The 16,950-nt window shown below is 72.4% G+C and carries 18 protein-coding genes; 9 read left to right on the forward strand and 9 right to left on the reverse strand.

Annotation, left to right across the window (positions count from 1 at the left end; translation table 11 throughout):
* Nucleotides 1-27: 27 nt before the first annotated feature.
* Both OG994_RS27625 and OG994_RS27630 read left to right on the forward strand, forming a co-directional pair.
* Nucleotides 28-654, forward strand: a complete 627-nt coding sequence (locus tag OG994_RS27625; protein WP_076466922.1) for a DUF47 domain-containing protein — start codon at nt 28-30, stop codon at nt 652-654.
* A gap of 4 nt (nt 655-658) precedes the next feature.
* Nucleotides 659-1,666 carry an inorganic phosphate transporter gene (locus OG994_RS27630; protein WP_328851468.1) on the forward strand — a complete coding sequence of 336 codons (1,008 nt, stop codon included), beginning with the start codon at nt 659-661 and terminating at the stop codon, nt 1,664-1,666.
* Between the two features lie 48 nt (nt 1,667-1,714).
* Here OG994_RS27630 and OG994_RS27635 read toward each other — a convergent pair whose 3' ends face one another.
* The gene (locus OG994_RS27635) at nt 1,715-2,683 is read right to left on the reverse strand and encodes a Gfo/Idh/MocA family protein (RefSeq protein WP_328851469.1); all 969 of its coding nucleotides are present in this window, start codon (nt 2,681-2,683) and stop codon (nt 1,715-1,717) included.
* Nucleotides 2,684-2,753: 70 nt separating this feature from the next.
* Here OG994_RS27635 and OG994_RS27640 point away from each other — a divergent pair, with 70 nt between their 5' ends.
* Nucleotides 2,754-3,584, forward strand: coding sequence for an NUDIX hydrolase (locus OG994_RS27640; protein ID WP_328851470.1), 831 nt, complete (start codon nt 2,754-2,756; stop codon nt 3,582-3,584).
* Between the two features lie 88 nt (nt 3,585-3,672).
* On the opposite strand, the gene OG994_RS27645 is transcribed toward OG994_RS27640, so the two are convergent.
* A complete protein-coding gene (locus OG994_RS27645) occupies nt 3,673-4,629 on the reverse strand; it encodes a helix-turn-helix transcriptional regulator (RefSeq protein ID WP_328851471.1) in 957 nt (318 codons plus the stop codon).
* A 62-nt stretch (nt 4,630-4,691) separates the two neighbouring features.
* On the opposite strand from OG994_RS27645, the gene OG994_RS27650 reads away from it, so the two are divergent.
* Nucleotides 4,692-5,879 carry an epoxide hydrolase family protein gene (locus tag OG994_RS27650; protein ID WP_328851472.1) on the forward strand — a complete coding sequence of 396 codons (1,188 nt, stop codon included), beginning with the start codon at nt 4,692-4,694 and terminating at the stop codon, nt 5,877-5,879.
* A gap of 85 nt (nt 5,880-5,964) precedes the next feature.
* Here OG994_RS27650 and pstB read toward each other — a convergent pair whose 3' ends face one another.
* The 7 genes from pstB to OG994_RS27685 all read right to left on the reverse strand — a co-directional run bounded on the left by pstB (nt 5,965) and on the right by OG994_RS27685 (nt 13,178).
* Entirely contained in the window at nt 5,965-6,741 is a 777-nt protein-coding gene (gene pstB / locus OG994_RS27655) for a phosphate ABC transporter ATP-binding protein PstB (protein WP_120329631.1), read from the reverse strand.
* A 20-nt stretch (nt 6,742-6,761) separates the two neighbouring features.
* Entirely contained in the window at nt 6,762-7,850 is a 1,089-nt protein-coding gene (gene pstA, locus OG994_RS27660; protein ID WP_120329632.1) for a phosphate ABC transporter permease PstA, read from the reverse strand.
* Nucleotides 7,847-8,938 (reverse strand): phosphate ABC transporter permease subunit PstC, encoded by a 1,092-nt coding sequence (gene pstC / locus OG994_RS27665; protein ID WP_120329633.1) that lies wholly within the window; start codon nt 8,936-8,938, stop codon nt 7,847-7,849. Before pstC ends, pstA begins: the two co-directional genes overlap by 4 nt.
* A gap of 38 nt (nt 8,939-8,976) precedes the next feature.
* Nucleotides 8,977-10,083 (reverse strand): phosphate ABC transporter substrate-binding protein PstS, encoded by a 1,107-nt coding sequence (pstS, locus tag OG994_RS27670; protein ID WP_120329634.1) that lies wholly within the window; start codon nt 10,081-10,083, stop codon nt 8,977-8,979.
* Nucleotides 10,084-10,366: 283 nt separating this feature from the next.
* Nucleotides 10,367-11,293 (reverse strand): mycothiol synthase, encoded by a 927-nt coding sequence (mshD, locus tag OG994_RS27675; protein WP_120329635.1) that lies wholly within the window; start codon nt 11,291-11,293, stop codon nt 10,367-10,369.
* A gap of 66 nt (nt 11,294-11,359) precedes the next feature.
* Entirely contained in the window at nt 11,360-12,277 is a 918-nt protein-coding gene (locus OG994_RS27680) for a polysaccharide deacetylase family protein (protein WP_120329636.1), read from the reverse strand.
* A 184-nt stretch (nt 12,278-12,461) separates the two neighbouring features.
* Nucleotides 12,462-13,178 (reverse strand): winged helix-turn-helix transcriptional regulator, encoded by a 717-nt coding sequence (locus tag OG994_RS27685; RefSeq protein WP_192902184.1) that lies wholly within the window; start codon nt 13,176-13,178, stop codon nt 12,462-12,464.
* A gap of 261 nt (nt 13,179-13,439) precedes the next feature.
* On the opposite strand from OG994_RS27685, the gene OG994_RS27690 reads away from it, so the two are divergent.
* The 5 genes from OG994_RS27690 (at nt 13,440) to OG994_RS27710 (ending at nt 16,949) form a co-directional block, all read left to right on the forward strand.
* Nucleotides 13,440-14,486, forward strand: a complete 1,047-nt coding sequence (locus tag OG994_RS27690) for a hypothetical protein (protein ID WP_120329637.1) — start codon at nt 13,440-13,442, stop codon at nt 14,484-14,486.
* Nucleotides 14,487-14,588: 102 nt separating this feature from the next.
* Nucleotides 14,589-15,371, forward strand: a complete 783-nt coding sequence (locus OG994_RS27695; protein ID WP_120329638.1) for an LmeA family phospholipid-binding protein — start codon at nt 14,589-14,591, stop codon at nt 15,369-15,371.
* Nucleotides 15,372-15,488: 117 nt separating this feature from the next.
* The gene (locus OG994_RS27700; RefSeq protein ID WP_311202345.1) at nt 15,489-15,566 is read left to right on the forward strand and encodes an Ms5788A family Cys-rich leader peptide; all 78 of its coding nucleotides are present in this window, start codon (nt 15,489-15,491) and stop codon (nt 15,564-15,566) included.
* A 209-nt stretch (nt 15,567-15,775) separates the two neighbouring features.
* On the forward strand, nt 15,776-16,624 hold the full coding sequence (locus OG994_RS27705; protein WP_120329639.1) for a sulfurtransferase: 849 nt from the start codon (nt 15,776-15,778) through the stop codon (nt 16,622-16,624).
* A 1-nt stretch (nt 16,625) separates the two neighbouring features.
* On the forward strand, nt 16,626-16,949 hold the full coding sequence (locus OG994_RS27710) for a DUF1416 domain-containing protein (RefSeq protein ID WP_120329640.1): 324 nt from the start codon (nt 16,626-16,628) through the stop codon (nt 16,947-16,949).
* Nucleotide 16,950: the final 1 nt, after the last annotated feature.

Genomic DNA, 16,950 nt, shown 5'->3' on the forward strand with positions numbered 1-16,950 from the left:
TTCCACCGACACGACGAGGTCCGTGCAGTGAAGTTTTCCTTCCGCCCCACCGAGGGTGCCTTCTACGAGCTCTTCACCAGGGCCGCGCAGAACCTGGTCCGGGGCACCGAGCTGCTCAACGAGCTGGCGTTGCCCGGGGTCGAGGTGCAGTCGGTCAGCGAACGGCTCACCGAGGTGGAGCACGACAGCGACCAGATCACCCACGAGCTGTACAAGAAGATCAACTCCACCTTCATCACGCCCTTCGACCGGGAGGACATCTACCGGCTCGGCTCGTTGCTCGACGACGTGATGGACCACCTCGAGGCGGTGGGGAACCTTCTCTACCTGTACGGCCTGACCAAGCTGCCCTCCCTGCCGCGGGAGATGCACGAGCTGGTCAACGTGCTCGACCAGCAGGCGAAGCTGACCGCCGAGGCGATGCCGCGGCTCAAGTCGATGAAGGATCTCGAGGACTACTGGATCGAGTGCAACCGGCTCGAGAACGACGGCGACCAGGCGTACCGGATGCTGCTGGTCCGCCTCTTCTCCGGTGAGTACGACGCGCTCACCGTGCTGAAGATGAAGGAGGTCGCCGACGAGCTGGAGGCCGCCTGCGACGCCTTCGAGCACGTGGCCAACACGGTCGAGACCATCGCGGTCAAGGAGTCCTGATCCTGTGACACCCGAACTCATCGCCGTGCTGGCGGTGATCGCGGTCGCCCTGGCGTTCGACTACACCAACGGCTTCCATGACGCCGCCAACGCGATCGCGACCAGCGTCTCCACCCGCGCCCTGACACCCCGGGTCGCTCTCCTGCTGGCCGCGGTCGGCAACTTCGTCGGCGCCCACTTCGGCGCCGGCGTGGCGAAGACGGTCGGGGACGGTCTCGTCACACTCCCCACCGGCGTGGGCAGTCTGGGCGTGGTCTTCGCCGGCGTGCTCGGTGCCATCGCCTGGAACCTGATCACCTGGTACTTCGGCCTGCCGTCGTCCTCGTCGCACGCGCTCTTCGGCGGCCTGGTCGGCGCCACCCTGCTCGCGGTCGGTGGCGTGGTCCAGTGGATGAACATCGTCGAGAAGGTCATCCTCCCGATGGTGCTCTCGCCGATCGTCGGCCTCACGCTGGGCTACGTGCTGATGCTGGCGCTGCTCTGGCTGTTCCGGAGGGGCCAGCCGGGCAAGCTGAACCGCGGCTTCCGCTGGGCGCAGACCGCGTCGGCGGCGGCCATGTCCGTCGGCCACGGCATGCAGGACGCCGCCAAGACCATGGGCATCGTGGTGCTCGCCCTCTACACGGGCGGCTTCCAGGAGAGCAAGACGCACATCCCCGGCTGGGTCTTCTGGACGTCCGCCACCATGCTGGCGCTCGGCACGTACGCCGGTGGCTGGCGGATCATCCGCACCCTCGGCCGCAAGATCATCGACCTGGGCCCGCCGGAGGGCTTCGCGGCCGAGACGGTCGCCAGCTCGGTGCTCTACTTCAACGCCCTGGTGCTGCACGCCCCCATCTCCACCACGCACACGATCACCTCGGCGATCATGGGCGTGGGCGCGACGAAACGCCTCTCCGCGGTGCGCTGGAACGTCGCCGGCAACATCGTGGTCGCGTGGATCGTCACGTTCCCCGCGGCGGCGCTGATCGCCTGCCTCACCTACCTGGTGGTCCGCCCGCTCTTCGGCTGAGCCACGTCGACAGGGGCCCCGGTGGCACGCGTGCCACCGGGGCCCCTCTCAGACGTAGTCGACGCCGATCTGACCGCGGATCGTGTCGAGCAGGGCCATCACCTCGAGAGTCGCGGAGTGCGGCACGAGCGGGCTCTCCAGGGCGCCCTCCGCCAGGCAGCGCTGCACCTCGATCGCCTCGTACTGGTATCCGCCCCCGGTGAGGTCGGCGGGGATCGTCTCCGGCTCGGCGCCCGCCCGGTGCAGCGTCAGCGAGTCGGGCCGGAAGAACAGCGAGGGCAGGTCGATCCGGCCCGTGGTGCCGGTGACCGAGGCGACCACCGGGGTGGCGCCCACGATGCCGCAGCTCAACGTCGCGACCGCGCCCGAGTCGTAGCCGAGGACGATGCCCGTGTTCTCGTCGACGCCCTCCGGGCTGATGGTGGCCCAGGACCGGACGTGCCGGGGCACCCCGAGCAGCAGGTGCGCGAGGCTCACCGGGTAGACGCCGAGGTCGAGCAGGGCGCCGCCGCCCAGCACCCGGGCGCGCATCCGGTGCTCGGGCGGGAACGGCCCGGCGACGCCGAAGTCGGCCTGGACGCTCGTGACCGTCCCGATGGCGCCGTCGGCGATCAGCTCGACCATGCGCAGGATCAGCGGGTTGGTCCGCATCCACATGGCCTCCATGAGGAAGACACCGGCGGCGCGGGCGGTCTCGATCAGCTCGGTGCTGGTCGCCAGGTCGAGGGTGAACGGCTTCTCCAGCAGCACGGCCTTGCCGGCGGACAGGCACACCATGGCGGCCTCGTGGTGCGCGGCGTGCGGGGTGGCCACGTACACCACGTCGACGTCCGGGTCCGCCGCCAGCTCGGCCCACGAGCCGTACGCCCGCGGCACGTCGTGCCGCTCGGCGAACAGCTTCGCGCTCTCGGCGGTGCGCGAACCGACCGCGACCAGTTCGGCGCCCGGCACCAGCCGCAGGTCTTCGGCGAAGCGGCCGGCGATGTGGCCGGTGGCGAGGATCCCCCAACGAGTCATGGCGGCCACGCTAGTCCAGCCCGGCCGGCGACCGGTCATCCGTTCCGGGGGCCGGGACTAGGCTCACGTCATGACCATCCACCGCGACGGCTTCCCGGCGCCGCCGGCCCTCCAGGAGCACGCCCGGCGGTTCCGGGCCGAGGGCGGCGTGCCGGCGGTGCCCCGGGTGGCGGCCACCGTGCTGCTGCTCCGCCCGGCGGGCGCCGACTTCGAGGTGTACCTGATCCGCCGGGTCGCGGCGATGACCTTCGGCGGGATGTACGCCTTCCCCGGCGGCGGTGTGGACCGGTCGGACTCGCAGACCCACCTGGACTGGGCCGGCCCGGCGCCGGCCGACTGGGGTACACGGCTGGGGCTCGCCCCCGACGCGGCGCAGGCGGTCGTCTGCGCCGCCGCCCGCGAGGTCTTCGAGGAGGCGGGGGTGCTCCTCGCCGGCGCGGACGCGACAAGCGTCGTCGGTGACGTGAGCGGCGACGACTGGGAGAGCGCCCGGGTGGCGCTGGAGCAGCGCCGGTCGGGCTTCGCCGAGTTCCTCGCCGAGCGGGGGCTGACCCTCCGGTCCGACCTGCTGCTGCCGTGGAGCCGGTGGATCACGCCGGAGTTCGAGCCGCGCCGCTTCGACACGTACTTCTTCGTGGCGCTGCTGCCGGAGGGGCAGCGGACCCGTGACGTGTCCGGCGAGGCCGACCGGACGCTGTGGGTGCGTCCCGCGGACGCCGTGACCCGGGCGGAGGCGGGCGAGCTGGCCATGCTGCCGCCGACGCTCGTGACGCTCGGGGAGGTGGCGGCCGCCGGTGACCTGTCCGGCGTGGTCCGCGCCGCCGCCGTGCGGGACGCCGCCACCCCGGTGACCCCCACCCTGGAGTTCACCGAGGACGGCGGCGCCCGCTTCGTCCTCTGACCCCAACCCTCCGCGATCTTGCACTTTCTGCCCCGGCAAACAGGGGCATATGCCGCGATCCTGGGGCCGGAACTGCAAGATCGCGGGGTCAGGGGGCCGCGCGCAGGTAGCGCGTGCCCAGGGTGCGCAGGAGGTCGGCCAGCTCCGGCGGATCCTGGACGGTGAAGTCCGCGTCGAGCAGGCCCAGCCAGACCGCCACCGTCTCCAGCCGGTCGGCGCCGGTGTGCAGGACGCAGCGCCGCGCGTCGACCGGCTCGACGGTGCCGACGGCCGGGTTGATCCGCTCGGCGACCACCTCGGCCGGCGCGTGCACCAGCACCCGGGCGCGGTGCCGCCACGCCGCCGAGGAGACCCCGCGCCGGACCCGGTCCACCACGTCCTCGGGCAGCTCGCGGGCCGGGAAGCGGGGGCCGGTGGGCGTACGCGGGGTGATCCGGTCCACCCGGAACGTCCGCCAGTCGTCCCGCCCCGGGTCGAACGCCACGAGGTACCAGCGCCGCCCCCAGTTGACCAGCCGGTACGGCTCGACGTCCCGCCGGTCGGCCGTGCCGTCGTGCCGGACGTAGTCGAAGCGCAGCCGCTCCCGGTCCCGGCAGGCGGCGCTGATCGTGCTGAGCGTGTCCGCGTCCACCGTCGGGCCGGGCGCGTCGTGGGGCACCCGCACGGTGTGGGTGTGCAGCGCGTTCACCCGGCGGCGCAGCCGGTGGGGGAGGACCTGTTCCAGCTTCGCGAGCGCGCGCAGGGAGGTCTCCTCGATGCCGGCGACGCTTCCACCGGCGGCGGTGCGTAGCCCGACGGCCACCGCGACGGCCTCCTCGTCGTCGAGCAGCAGCGGGGGCAGCGCGGCGCCCGCCCCGAGCCGGTACCCGCCGACCGCGCCACGGGTCCCGTGCACCGGGTAGCCCAGGCTGCGCAGCCGCTCCACGTCGTTGCGGACGGTCCGGGTGCTCACCGACAGCCGCTCGGCCAGCTCGGCGCCGGTCCACTCGCGCGGGGTCTGCAACAGCGACAGCAGGCGCAGCAGTCGCGCCGAGGTCTCCAACATTCCTGGAATTCTGCCAGCGCATTAGGAACGGACTGTTCCTAATTGATCTCTACGGTGATGGCATGGCTGACAACACCGCGATCGTTCCGTTCCGCATCGACGTCCCCCAGGCCGACCTCGACGACCTCGCCGACCGGCTGGCCCGCACCCGCTGGGCCGAGGAACTGCCCGCCGACCCCGCCGCCACCCCGGCCGGTCCGGTCCCGCCGGGCTGGGAGTACGGCGTCCCGGTCGGCTACGTGAAGCGCCTCGTCGAGCGGTGGCGGACGACGTACGACTGGCGGGCGTGGGAGGCGAAGCTCAACGCGTACCCGCAGTTCACCACCGAGATCGACGGGCAGACCGTGCACTTCCTGCACGTCCGCTCGCCCGAACCGGACGCCACCCCGTTGATCCTCACGCACGGCTGGCCGACCACGGTCGTCGAGTGGCTGGACGTGATCGGGCCACTCACCGACCCGCGGGCCCACGGCGGCGACCCGGCGCACGCGTTCCACCTGGTCATCCCGTCGGTCCCCGGCTTCGGCTTCTCCGGTCCCACCCGGGAGCGGGGCTGGAACAGGTTCCGCGTCGCCCGGGCCTGGGCCGAGCTGATGCGCCGCCTCGGGTACGAGCGCTACGGCGCGGCCGGCAACGACCTCGGCGCGTTCGTCAGCCCGGAGGTGGGCCGCGCCGACCCGGAGCACGTGCTCGGCGTGCACGTCAGCCAGATCTTCTCGCTGCCGTCCGGCGACCCCGACGAGCTGGCCGCGCTCACGGAGGAGGAGCGGGGCAAGGTGGCCTTCGCCGAGTGGTTCGTGCAGCGGCGCGGCGGCTACGACCGGCTGCACTCGACCGAGCCGCAGAACGTCGCGCACGCGCTGGCCGACTCGCCGGCCGGCCTGCTGGGGTGGCTGGCCCAGCTGATGGGGGAGCAGCTCGATCCCGACTACGTCCTGGCCAACGCGACGATCTACTGGCTGACCAACACCGCGGCCTCATCGGCCCGCTACTACTTCGAGGACGCCGAGGTGGTGCCGCCGACGCAGAAGGTCAACGGTCGCGGCACCACGCCGTTGGAGCCGACCACGGTGCCGCTGGGTCTCGCGAACTTCGCGTGGGACTTCCAGTCGATCCGCACGCTGGCCGAGCGGGACCACAAGAACATCGTCTCCTGGCACACGTACGACCGGGGCGGCCACTTCGCCGCCCACGAGGCGCCCGACCTGCTGGTGGACGACCTGCGCGGCTTCTTCGCCACGCTGGGCTGATCCCCGCTCGCGTGGCTTCCGCCCGGACGGGGCGCCCGGGCGCCACGAGGGGCGCCGGTCGACACGACCGGCGCCCCGGAACGGCTCAGCCGAAGCGGCCCGTGATGTAGTCCTCGGTCTTCTTCTGGCTCGGGTTGCTGAAGATCTTCTGCGTGCTGTCGTACTCGATGAGCCGGCCGGGCTCACCGGTCTTGTCGATCGAGAAGAACGCGGTCCGGTCGGAGACCCGGGCGGCCTGCTGCATGTTGTGCGTCACGATGATGATCGTGAACTTGTCCTTCAGCTGGAAGATCAGGTCCTCGATGGCCAGCGTGGAGATCGGGTCGAGCGCCGAGCAGGGCTCGTCCATGAGCACCACCTGCGGCTCGACGGCGATCGTCCGGGCGATGCAGAGCCGCTGCTGCTGACCGCCGGAGAGGCCCGCGCCCGGCTTGCCGAGCCGGTCCTTCACCTCGTCCCAGAGGTTCGCCGAGCGCAGCGCCTTCTCGGCCGCCTCGTCGAGGATGGACTTCTTCCGTACGCCGTTGAGGCGCAGCCCGGCCACGACGTTCTCGTAGATGCTCATCGTCGGGAACGGGTTGGGCCGCTGGAACACCATGCCGATCATGCGCCGGACGGCCGTGACGTCCACGTCGCGGTCGTAGATGTCCTGGTCGTCGATGGTGAGGCTGCCCTCGACCCGCGCGCCCGGGAGCACCTCGTGCATCCGGTTGATCGAGCGGAGGAACGTGGACTTGCCGCAGCCGGACGGGCCGATGAGGGCGGTGACGGTCTTCGGCTCGACGGTGAGGTTGATGTTCTCGATCGCCTTGAAGGCGCCGTAGTAGGCGGTGACGTTCGAGGCTTCGATGCGCTTGGCCATGGTGGTGGTACCTCCGGGGTTCATCGGCCGAGGCGGTTACGGCGGGCCAGCAGCTTCGCCGCGATCGTCAGGACCAGGACGAGGGCGACCAGGGTGAGGGCGGCGGTCCACGCCCGGGCGGGGGCGTACCGCGACGCGTCGCCGGCCTGCTGGTAGACGAAGAGGGCCAGCGACGACTGGTTGTTCTCGAAGGCGTTGAAGTTGATGGCCGCACCGCCGCCGGCGACGAGCAGCACCGGCGCCGTCTCGCCGGCCGCGCGGGCGATGGCGAGCATGACGCCGGTCACGATGCCCGGCAGCGCCGTCGGCAGCACGACCCGCAGGATGGTCTTCCACTTGGGCACGCCGAGGGCGTACGCCCCCTCCCGCAGCGGCGCCGGGACGAGGCGGAGCATCTCCTCCGTCGAGCGGACCACGGTGGGGAGCATGAGCACGCTCAGGGCGAGCGCGGCGGCGAAACCGGAGAAGCTCGGCCGGCCGTCGTTGAACCAGGGCGACACGATCAGCACCCAGAAGGCCAGCACGAAGAGGCCGGCGACGATCGACGGGATGCCCGTCATGACGTCCACGAAGAAGCGGATCGCGAAGGCGAAGCGACCCCGGCCGTACTCGACCACGTAGATGGCGCAGAGGACGCCGAGCGGAACGGTGATCAGGGTGGCGATGCCGACCTGCTCCAGCGTGCCCACGATCGCGTGGTACGCGCCGCCCTCCGGGTCCCGGGCCCCGATGTTGTTCATCGAGGTGAGGAAGAAGTTCCCGTCGAGCCGGTCGACGCCGTTGCTGAGCAGCGTCCAGACGACCGACGCGAGCGGCAGGACGGCGAGGACGAACGCCGAGTGGATGAGCGCGCTCCAGGTGCGGTTGCGCGCCGAACGACGGCCCTCGACCGCGTTCGCCGCGGCGAAGAGGCCGACCAGGTAGAGCAGCGCCCCGACCACCACGACGAGCACCGCGCCGCCGATGCCGGTGCCGTACACGACGGCGGCGGCGACCAGCAGGGCGGCCAGCGCGATGGCCGGCGCGGCGTACCGCGGGAGTCGCTTGGCCCGCAGGCTGTCCGGCTGCGCGGCCGGGCGGGGCCGGTGGGTGGTGACGGTGGTGGTCATGCGGCCGACTCCGTGAACTCCCGCCGGCGGTAGATGATCGCCCGGGCGGTGATGTTGACGATCAGCGTGATGGCGAACAGCACCAGGCCGGAGGCGATCAGCGCGCCCCGCCCGGTCTCGTTGGCCTCGCCGAACGCGTTGGCGATGTTCGCGGCGATGGTGTTGCCGCCGTTCTGGATCAGGTTGAACGAGATGCCGAACGTGATGCCGAGGGTCATCGCGAGGGCGATGGTCTCGCCGAGCGCGCGGCCCAGGCCGAGCATCACGGCGGCGATGATGCCGGGCCGCCCGTACGGCAGGACGGCCGTGCGGATCATCTCCCAGCGGGTGGCGCCCAGGGCGAGGGCGGCCTCCTCGTTCGCGGTGGGCGTCTGGAGGAACACCTCGCGGGACAGCGAGGTGATGATCGGCAGCACCATGATCGCGAGGACGAGGGCGCCGAGCAGGATCGACCGTCCGAAGGGCCCGTCGCCGCCGAAGATCGGCAGCCAGCCGAAGTACGTGTTGAGCCAGACCGAGAAGTCCCGGACCGGGTTGATGAAGACGTCCCGGCCCCAGAGGCCGAAGACCACGCTCGGCACGGCGGCGAGCAGGTCGATGAGGAAGCCGAGCGCGGTGCCGACCCGGCGTGGCGCGTAGTGCGAGAGGTAGAGCGCGATGCCCAGCGCCACCGGCACCGCGATCAGCAGGGCCAGCGCGGAGCTCAGCACGGTGCCGAACGCGAGCGTGCCGATGCCGAACTTCGGCTCGGTCTCGTTGGGTGACCAGCCCTCGTAGGTCCAGAAGTTCTCGGTGTCGGCGCGCAGCGCCGGCACCGCCTTCGCGATCAGGAAGATCGCGATGGCCGCGATGATGACCAGCACGGCGGCGCCGGCGGCCATCGAGAGGCCGCGGAAGGCCCGCTCGGCGCCGAACTTGCGGGCCCGGGGCAGGGCGCCGCCGCCGCCCAGCCCGCTGCCGCCCGGGGTACGGGTGCTCACTGGTGCCTCGGCCACACGCGCCGAGGCACCGGCGGGCCACTCGTGACTCTGGGTCACGCGGGTCCCGCCGGTGCCGGCGTCGGCCGAGCGGTGGGGGGTTTCACCCATCTGCTCGCTCGATTCGGTTGCGGAGGTGGTGTGTCAGGTCAGGAGATGTTCTGGACGGCGGCCTCGACCTTGGTGCGGACCGACTCCGGCAGCGGGGCGTAGCCCAGCTCGGTCAGAGAGGCCTGGCCCTCGGTGCTGGCGGCGTAGCTGAGCAGGCCCTTGACCAGCGGCAGCTTGTCGGCGGCGAGGCCCTTGCTGCAGACGATCTCGTAGGTCGCCAGGACGATCGGGTAGGCCCCGGCCTCCTTGGTGTTGTAGTCGATCGACAGCTTGAGGTCGTCGCCCTGGCCCTCGATCTTGGCCCCGGCGATGGTCTTGCCGGCGTTCTCGGCGGTCAGCTCGGCGAACTCGCCGTTGCCGTTACCGATCTTGGCCATCTTGAGGCCGGCGTTCTCGGCGAACGACCACTCCATGTAGCCGATGGAGCCGTCCGCGCCCTTGACGGAGCTGGCCACGCCGTCCGAGCCCTTGGAGCCGGTGCCGCCCGGGGCCTTCCACGCCTTGGCCTTGCCGAACGTCCAGTCGGCCTCGGCGGTCTTGCTCAGGAAGTTGGTGAAGTTGTCGGTGGTGCCCGACTCGTCCGACCGGTGCACCGTCTGGATCGTCGTCGACGGCAGGGTGGCGCCCGGGTTGTCGGCCTTGATGGCCGGGTCGTCCCACTTGGTCACCTTGCCGGCGAAGATCTTCGCCAGGGTGGCGGGCTTGAGCTGGAGGTTGTCCACGCCGCTCACGTTGTAGGCCACGGCCACCGGGCCGATCACCATCGGCAGGTGGATGGCCTTGCCGCCCACGCACTTGGCGTCGGCCTGCGGCTGCTCCTCCGGCTTGAGCGCGGAGTCGGAGCCGGCGAAGTCGGCGGTGCCGGCGATGAAGGCCTGGATGCCCGCGCCGGAGCCGCTGGGCTCGTAGTTGATGGTCGAGCCGGAGCACTTCTGCTGGTACGCCTTGATCCACTCGGCCATGGCGTTCTTCTGGGCTGAGGAGCCCTGGGCGTTGACCGTGCCGGTGGCGCAGTCGACCGCGGCGGCCGAGCCGGAGGCGCTGGCACCGGTCGCCGGCTCGTTGTTGTCCGAGCCGCATGCACTGAGAGCGAGCGTCGCGGTAAGAGCGAGGCAGGCAAGCGCGCCGTGCCGCTGGAGCTTCACCTGAGGGGTTTCCCTTCACGTCTGACTTGGCGCCCCGGTGGTCGCCCGGGGGACCGGCAGTGACCGGCTGATTCCACAAGCTAGGAGCGCCAGGTAGCCGGCTCGCCGGTCGCAAGTGAACGAGGGGTGAACACGTTCGGCAGAGGAGGTGACGGCACGCTGAGGGTGAGTTGTCCGTTACGTGAACTGGCAGGCATGTGTCGGAACTATGCGTATATTTCCGGTCCTGCCCGGGTGCGGTGACGCTGCCCGGCGCGGACCGGGCCCACGGGCGGGACCGCCGTCAGCCGAGCTGGTAGTTCACGTGCGCGGACCAGCGCAGGAAGCCGGTCCGCTCGTAGAGGGCCACGGCGGGAGCGTTCGACTCGTCGACGTAGAGCATCACGCGGTCGAGGCCGCGCCGGTCCCGCAGGTACGCGAGCCCGGCCGCGGTCAGCGCCCGGCCCAGACCGCCGCGGTGCGCCGACGGGTCCACCCCCAGCACGTACACCTCGCCCATGCGGGCCGAGCCCGGCCGCTCGTGCACCTTGGTCCAGTGGAAGCCGAGCAACTGCCCCGTCGACTCGTCCACGGCGAGCAGGAAGCCGGCCGGGTCGAACCACGGCTCGGCGAGCCGTACGCGCAGGTCGTCGGCGGTCCACCGACCCTGCTCGGGGTGGCTGGCGAAGGCCCGGGCGTTGAGCGCCAGCCAGTCGGCGTCGTCGACGCCGGGCCGGAAGGCGCGCAGCGCCACCCCCTCGGGCAGGCGCGGCTCGTCCACCGGGGCGGCCAGCGACCGGCGCAGCTGCCAGAGCACCCGGGCCCGGGCGAAGCCCAGGTCGACCGCGAGCGCGGCGGCCGACGGGTGGTCGCCGTGCGCCCAGGCCCGCAGCGGACCACCGGCCGCGGCCAGTACGCCCCGGGCGAGCGCCCGGCCCGTGCCCCGCCGCCGGTACGCCGGGTGCACCACCAGCTCGACCCCGATCCCGCCGGCGGGGTCGGTGGTGTCCAGGTGGGCGTACCCGGTCAGCGTCCCGTCCTCGGCCCGGGCGGTGAGGTGCACGGCCGGGGCGTCGGGGTCGCGCAGTCGCAGCAGCACGTGCTCGTCGAGAGGGTCGGCGCCGTCGGTGTCACCCGCCGCCGCGGCGAGCGCCAGGACGTCGGTGATCTCCTCGGGGGTCAGCCGGTCGGCGCGGGTCACACCGTCGGCGACGGGCTCGGCACTGCTCACCGGTTCACCCTAACCGGCCCGCCCCGGCCGGCCGCCGCCTCCCGGCGTCCCGGGTGGACGGCCCGCTCACGTCGTGTCGGTGGGCAGCGCCTCCAGCTCGAACCGGGCGGCCAGCTGGGGAAGGATCTGCCACAGCGCGTCCACCGTGCCCTGCCGGTCGCCGCCGGCGTCGTGCATGAGGACGATCGAGCCGGGCCCGACCTGGGACAGGACGGTCGAGGCGATCTTGCGCGCCCCGGGCGCCTCCCAGTCCGACGGGTCCACGTCCCAGTGCAGCGGCGCCATGCCGAGTGCGCGCGCCGCCGACACCACCGGATAGGTCCAGGCCCCGCCGGGCTGGCGGTACCAGACGATCGGCGCGTCGGGCACCGCCGCCCGGATCGCCTGGTTGGTGCGGATCAGGTCGGCGCGGATCTGGTCCGGCGAGCGTTTGCCGAGGGTGACGTCGTGGTTCCAGGAGTGGTTGCAGAGGGTGTGGCCGTCGGCCACGATGGCCTGGACGAGGTCGGGGTGGCTCTGCGCCATCTCCCCGACCACGCAGAAGGTGGCCCGTACGCCGTGCGAGCGGAGCGCGGCGAGGACCTGGGGCGTGTACCGCGGGTCGGGCCCGTCGTCGAACGTCAGCGCCACGCGGTCGTCGCCGGTGCGTACGTGCGCGCCGAAGAGGGTCTCGTCGACGGCGTCCCCGGCGCGGTCCGACGCGGTCGGGGAGGGGCTGGCGGAGCTCCCCTCCTGGCCGGCCTGCTCCGGCCCGGTCGGGTCGGCTGGCGGCTGGTCCGCGTAGTGGCTGCCGTCCAACTGCCCGGTGGCCCCGGTGGCGCTGTGCCGTGGCCGGTCGGGGATCAGGCTCCGGCCGAGCGCGTACGCCGAGCTGAGCAGCGCGACCGCCACGACGGCGGCCACCACTGCCGCGCGTGCGGTCGAGCCGGGCCGCAGCAGTGCCCGTAACCGGTCGGTCCGCCAGAGTCCGCCCCCCGTGGCCATCGCACGCACCGCCGCCCTTCATTCGCAAGCCCGACGATCAGGATAAAGTCGTCTACCTGCGCAAATGGGGCATACAGCGAATATCCCCCGAGAGGGGTGCGGCAACGGGAGAACCGGCGGTCAGACCGGCAGGGCGGGGCGCCGCCGACGGGCGGACCGGCCCCCGCACACGCTTCGCCGGCGGTCAGACCGGCAGGGGCGCGGGCTCCGCGTCGGGCAGCGGGCGCGACGGCGGGACCACGAACTTGTAGCCCACCTGGCGTACCGTCCCGATCATCGACTCGTACTCGGAGCCGAGCTTGGCCCGCAGCCGCCGGACGTGCACGTCCACGGTCCGGGTGCCGCCGAAGTAGTCGTACCCCCAGACCTCGCGCAGGAGCTGGTCCCGGGTGAACACGCGGCCCGGGTGCTGCGCGAGGAACTTCAGCAGCTCGAACTCCTTGTAGGTGAGGTCGAGCGGGCGGCCCTTCAGCTTCGCGGCGTACGTGTCCGGGTCGATGGTCAGCTCGCCGGCCCGGATCGAGCCGCCGGCCGCCACCGCGCTGCTGAGTCGTCCCACCGCGAGCCGCAGCCGCGCCTCCACCTCGGCCGGCCCGGCCGAGGCGAGGATGACGTCGTCGACACCCCAGTCGGCGTTCAACGCGATGAGCCCGGCCTCGGTGACCACCGCGACCAGCGGCACGCCCAGGCCGGTGGCGTGCAGCATGCGGCAGGTCGCGCGGGCCTCGGTCAGCTCGGAACGGGCGTCCACCAGGACGGCGTCGGGGCTCGGGCCGGCGACCAGCGTGCGGACGTCCCGCGGCGCGGTGCGGACCGAGTGGGGCAGCAGGTCGAGTGCCGGCAGCACGGCGGACGGCTCACCTGCGCGGGCGCTCACCAGCAACAGGATCTCCACGATCACCTCCGTCCCGGCGGCCCGAGGGCCGCGCGCGACCAGCGGCACTCCGTGTGGAATGCGCTGCATACAACGTGGGTCCCGGCGTCGCTGACGGGCGGGGTAGCGGCTTGAGCGTAACCGATGGGTCGGTCACCGCCCGCCGGCCATTTCCCGTTTGTGCACTTTGCCCGCGATCAGGGCTCAGGTTTTAACATTGCCGAAACCGTGACCCCGCCGGGGCGGGCAGCCCCCCGCGGCGGGCCGCCGGTCTGGCACGATCGGGGCGTGTATCCCTCCACCTCGCCCGAGACCGGCCGTGACCCGTGGTCCGACGGGCCCCGGCCCGGGCCGTCCTACGGCCCGCCGCCGGCGCCCCGCAGCGGCTCCGGCGCCGACGACGGTGAACGCCCGGAGCGCGGCCCCCGCCGGGCCCGGCGCGGCGGTGAGCCGGCCCGCCGACCCGACGTCGAGGTCGCCGCCGAGCCGGACGAGGAGCCGGTGGCACGGGTCGAGGTGCGCCGGCCGCTCGCGCTCGCCGTCGCCGGGTTCTCCGCGCTGCTCGGTGTCGGCCTGGTGCTCGGGGCGCAGACCTCCGGGCCGGGCCACCGGTTGCCCTTCGCGATCGTCATCGTCGGTGTCCAGCTGCTGTTCGTGCTGGCCTGGGCGATGGCCATGCGTCCCCCGGCGATGCTGCTGGTCGCGCTGGTCAGCGCCGGGGTGGCCGTGGTCGCCGACGTCGCCGCGGTGCGGTCCGACGTGGCCGGGCTGGCGCCGCTGGGGTACGCCGCCGCCGGCGGCTTCATCCTCGCCGTGCTCGGCCAACTGGTGCGCCGGGTCGACCGGGTGCGGGTGACCGACTCGCTCGGCAGCACCCTGCTGATCGTGGTGGGGGTCGTCGCCTTCGGCACGCTCATCGTGCTGAGCCGGATCCCGGCCGGCACCCAGGCGATCACCGTCTGCCTGACCGCCAGCGGTGTGGCGCTGACCGTCGCCCGGCTGACCGACGCCGTGGCGCCCTGGCCCCGGCTCGCCCCGCAGGTGCCTCGCGGCGCGGCCGGCGTGGTCGGCGGCGCGATGCTCGGCACGCTGGTCAGCGCGGTCCTCGGCAGCTACCTGGTCACCCCGTTCACCCCGACGCGCGCCGCCGTCATCGGCCTCGTGGCGGCCGTCGTCGCCGTGCTGGCCGACCTCGCCGTGGGGTACGCCGAGGCGGGCCGGCTGATGGCCGGCGAGCAGCCGACGATGTGGGTGGCGCGGCACATGCAGGGTCCCCTCGGCGGGTTCGCGCTGGCCGCCCCGGCGGCGTACGCCATGTGCATGCTGTTCCTCTGAACGTACGGTTGAGCGCGGAAGCGGTCGGGTACAACCCGGACGCCGCGACGCGGCGGACGGGTGCGGAACGGGCCGCGAGGCGGCGACGGACAGGAGGCGGGCGTGGCGCAGGCGGCGTACGAGGAACGTCCCCGGCGGCGCGGGCGCAGGGCGCTCGTGGTGCTCGTGGTGCTGCTCCTGCTGCTGGTCGGGCTCCTCGTGGTCGCCGACCGGGTGGCCGTCGGGGTGGCCGAGCGGGCCATCGCCGACCAGGTCCGGCAGGAGGTCGCGAAGCAGGACGCCCAGTCCTCGCCGCCGGAGGTCGAGGTCGGCGGGTTCCCGTTCCTGACCCAGGTGCTCGACGGTCGCTACCAGCACATCTCCATCGTGCTGCGCGAGGTGCGCGGCTCGGTGCAGGGTGACGCCATCAGCCTGCCGAGGCTCGACATCGACGCCCGCGACGTGCGGGCGTCGCTCGACACGCTCCGTTCCGGGCAGGGCGAGGTGGTCGCGGAGCGGGTGACCGGCACGGGCACCATCAGCTACGACAGCCTGGCGGCGTTGCTCGACCGTCCCGGTCTCAAGCTGAGCGAGCAGGGCGGCAAGCTCGCCGTCACCGCGCCGGTGGACTTCCTCGGCCAGACCTTCACCATCACCGGCACCGCCGACGTGACGGTCGGCGAGCAGGGGAAGGTCAGTCTGCGCTTCGCCGACCTGACCGCCGAGGGCCTGCCCGACGTGCCGCTGGCCCGTCAACTGCTGACCAACTACGCCCGGTCCATCTCGATCGACGTACCCCTTCCGGAGCTGCCCTTCCAGCTCACCGTGCGCGAGGTCCGCCCGCTGCCGGAGGGGCTGACGGTCACCGGCGACGCCACGAACGTCCCCATCAACGCGGCCGGCTGACGCCCGGGTCGCGGTGTCCGCGGAGGGCCGCCCACGGCCGCCCCCGCGGGTCGTCGCCGTCCCGGATGCTGGTCGGGCCGGTGGCGCGGAGCACGCTGGCTGGTAGGCTCCCTGCTCATGGGGACGCTCCTCACCAAACGGCGCGCGGTCGACCTGTGCCGCGTGGCCACCTGCCTGTGTCGCCCCGTCATCTGACGGCGGGGCTGTCCTCGGCCGCCTGACGCGGCCGTCCGCACGCAGGGTCCGCGTACCCTTCGGTGCTTGCACCTCTTCCGCCCGGCAGCGGCGCCGTCGCACGAACCCGTGATCCGTCTCTAACCCAGGGTCCCGCGCGTGGTGCGACAATCACATATCTCGATCTCCGCGCGCTGGCTCACCGTCCATCCTCACCAGGGAGTGATCTGATGAGTCGCGACACCGCACTCGTCTCGGCCGACTGGGCCGAGAAGAACCTCGACACCCCGGGCGTCGTCTTCGTCGAGGTCGACGAGGACACCACCGCCTACGACACCGGCCACATCGCCGGTGCCATCAAGCTGGACTGGAAGAACGACCTGCAGGACCCGGTGCGCCGGGACTTCGTGAACAAGGCGCAGTTCGAGAAGCTGCTGTCCGAGCGCGGGATCGGCAACGACGACACCGTGATCCTGTACGGCGGCAACAACAACTGGTTCGCCGCGTACGCCTACTGGTACTTCAAGCTCTACGGCCACCGCGACGTCAAGCTGCTCGACGGCGGGCGCAAGAAGTGGGAACTCGACGCCCGGCCGCTGGTCAAGGACGTGGTGACCCGCCCGGCCACGCAGTACGTGGCGCAGGAGCCGGACACCTCGATCCGCGCGTTCCGCGACGAGGTGGTGGCCGCCATCGGCACGAAGAACCTGGTCGACGTGCGTTCCCCCGACGAGTACGCGGGACGCCTGCTGGCCCCCGCCCACCTGCCGCAGGAGCAGGCGCAGCGGGGTGGGCACATCCCGACGGCCATCAGCGTGCCGTGGTCGAAGGCGGCCAACGAGGACGGCACCTTCAAGTCCGACGACGAGCTGCGCAAGATCTACGCCGACGCGGGGCTCGACGACAGCAAGGAGACCATCGCGTACTGCCGGATCGGCGAGCGCTCCTCGCACACCTGGTTCGTGCTCCAGGAGCTGCTCGGCCACCGCAACGTGAAGAACTACGACGGCTCCTGGACCGAGTACGGCTCGCTGGTCGGCGTGCCGGTCGCGCTCGGCGACGAGCCCGGGGAGGCGTAACATGACCGCTCCCACCGCCGCGGGCTGCGCCGCCCCCGACCAGGCCGCGCCGCTGCCGGCCGGCCTGGACCTCGAGAAGGAGACCGTCATCAGCGGCATCGTCCGCTCCGCCGAGGGCGAGGTCGTGCCGGGCGCGTACGTCCGGCTGCTCGACTCCAGCGGTGAGTTCACCGCGGAGGTCGTCACCTCGGCGGCCGGGCAGTTCCGGTTCTTCGCGGCGCCGGGCAGCTGGACGCTGCGCGCGCTCTCCCGGCACGGCAACGGCGACACCGCCGTGACCGCCGGCCGGGGCATCAACGAGGTGTCCGTCACCGTCGCCGCCTGAC

Source organism: Micromonospora globbae, from assembly GCF_036184225.1.
In the GTDB taxonomy this organism is placed as follows: Bacteria; Actinomycetota; Actinomycetes; order Mycobacteriales; family Micromonosporaceae; genus Micromonospora; species Micromonospora globbae.

Excerpts from the sequence above, each read along its gene's own strand:
- OG994_RS27710 (WP_120329640.1), top strand. The coding sequence starts at position 16,626 with ATGACCGCTCCCACCGCCGCGGGCTGCGCCGCCCCCGACCAGGCCGCG.
- OG994_RS27705 (WP_120329639.1), top strand. The coding sequence starts at position 15,776 with ATGAGTCGCGACACCGCACTCGTCTCGGCCGACTGGGCCGAGAAGAAC.
- OG994_RS27650 (WP_328851472.1), top strand. The coding sequence starts at position 4,692 with ATGGCTGACAACACCGCGATCGTTCCGTTCCGCATCGACGTCCCCCAG.
- OG994_RS27700 (WP_311202345.1), top strand. The coding sequence starts at position 15,489 with ATGGGGACGCTCCTCACCAAACGGCGCGCGGTCGACCTGTGCCGCGTG.
- pstA (WP_120329632.1), bottom strand. The coding sequence starts at position 7,850 with ATGACCACCACCGTCACCACCCACCGGCCCCGCCCGGCCGCGCAGCCG.
- OG994_RS27680 (WP_120329636.1), bottom strand. The coding sequence starts at position 12,277 with ATGGCCACGGGGGGCGGACTCTGGCGGACCGACCGGTTACGGGCACTG.
- pstB (WP_120329631.1), bottom strand. The coding sequence starts at position 6,741 with ATGGCCAAGCGCATCGAAGCCTCGAACGTCACCGCCTACTACGGCGCC.
- OG994_RS27645 (WP_328851471.1), bottom strand. The coding sequence starts at position 4,629 with ATGTTGGAGACCTCGGCGCGACTGCTGCGCCTGCTGTCGCTGTTGCAG.
- OG994_RS27635 (WP_328851469.1), bottom strand. The coding sequence starts at position 2,683 with ATGACTCGTTGGGGGATCCTCGCCACCGGCCACATCGCCGGCCGCTTC.
- OG994_RS27640 (WP_328851470.1), top strand. The coding sequence starts at position 2,754 with ATGACCATCCACCGCGACGGCTTCCCGGCGCCGCCGGCCCTCCAGGAG.
- pstC (WP_120329633.1), bottom strand. The coding sequence starts at position 8,938 with ATGGGTGAAACCCCCCACCGCTCGGCCGACGCCGGCACCGGCGGGACC.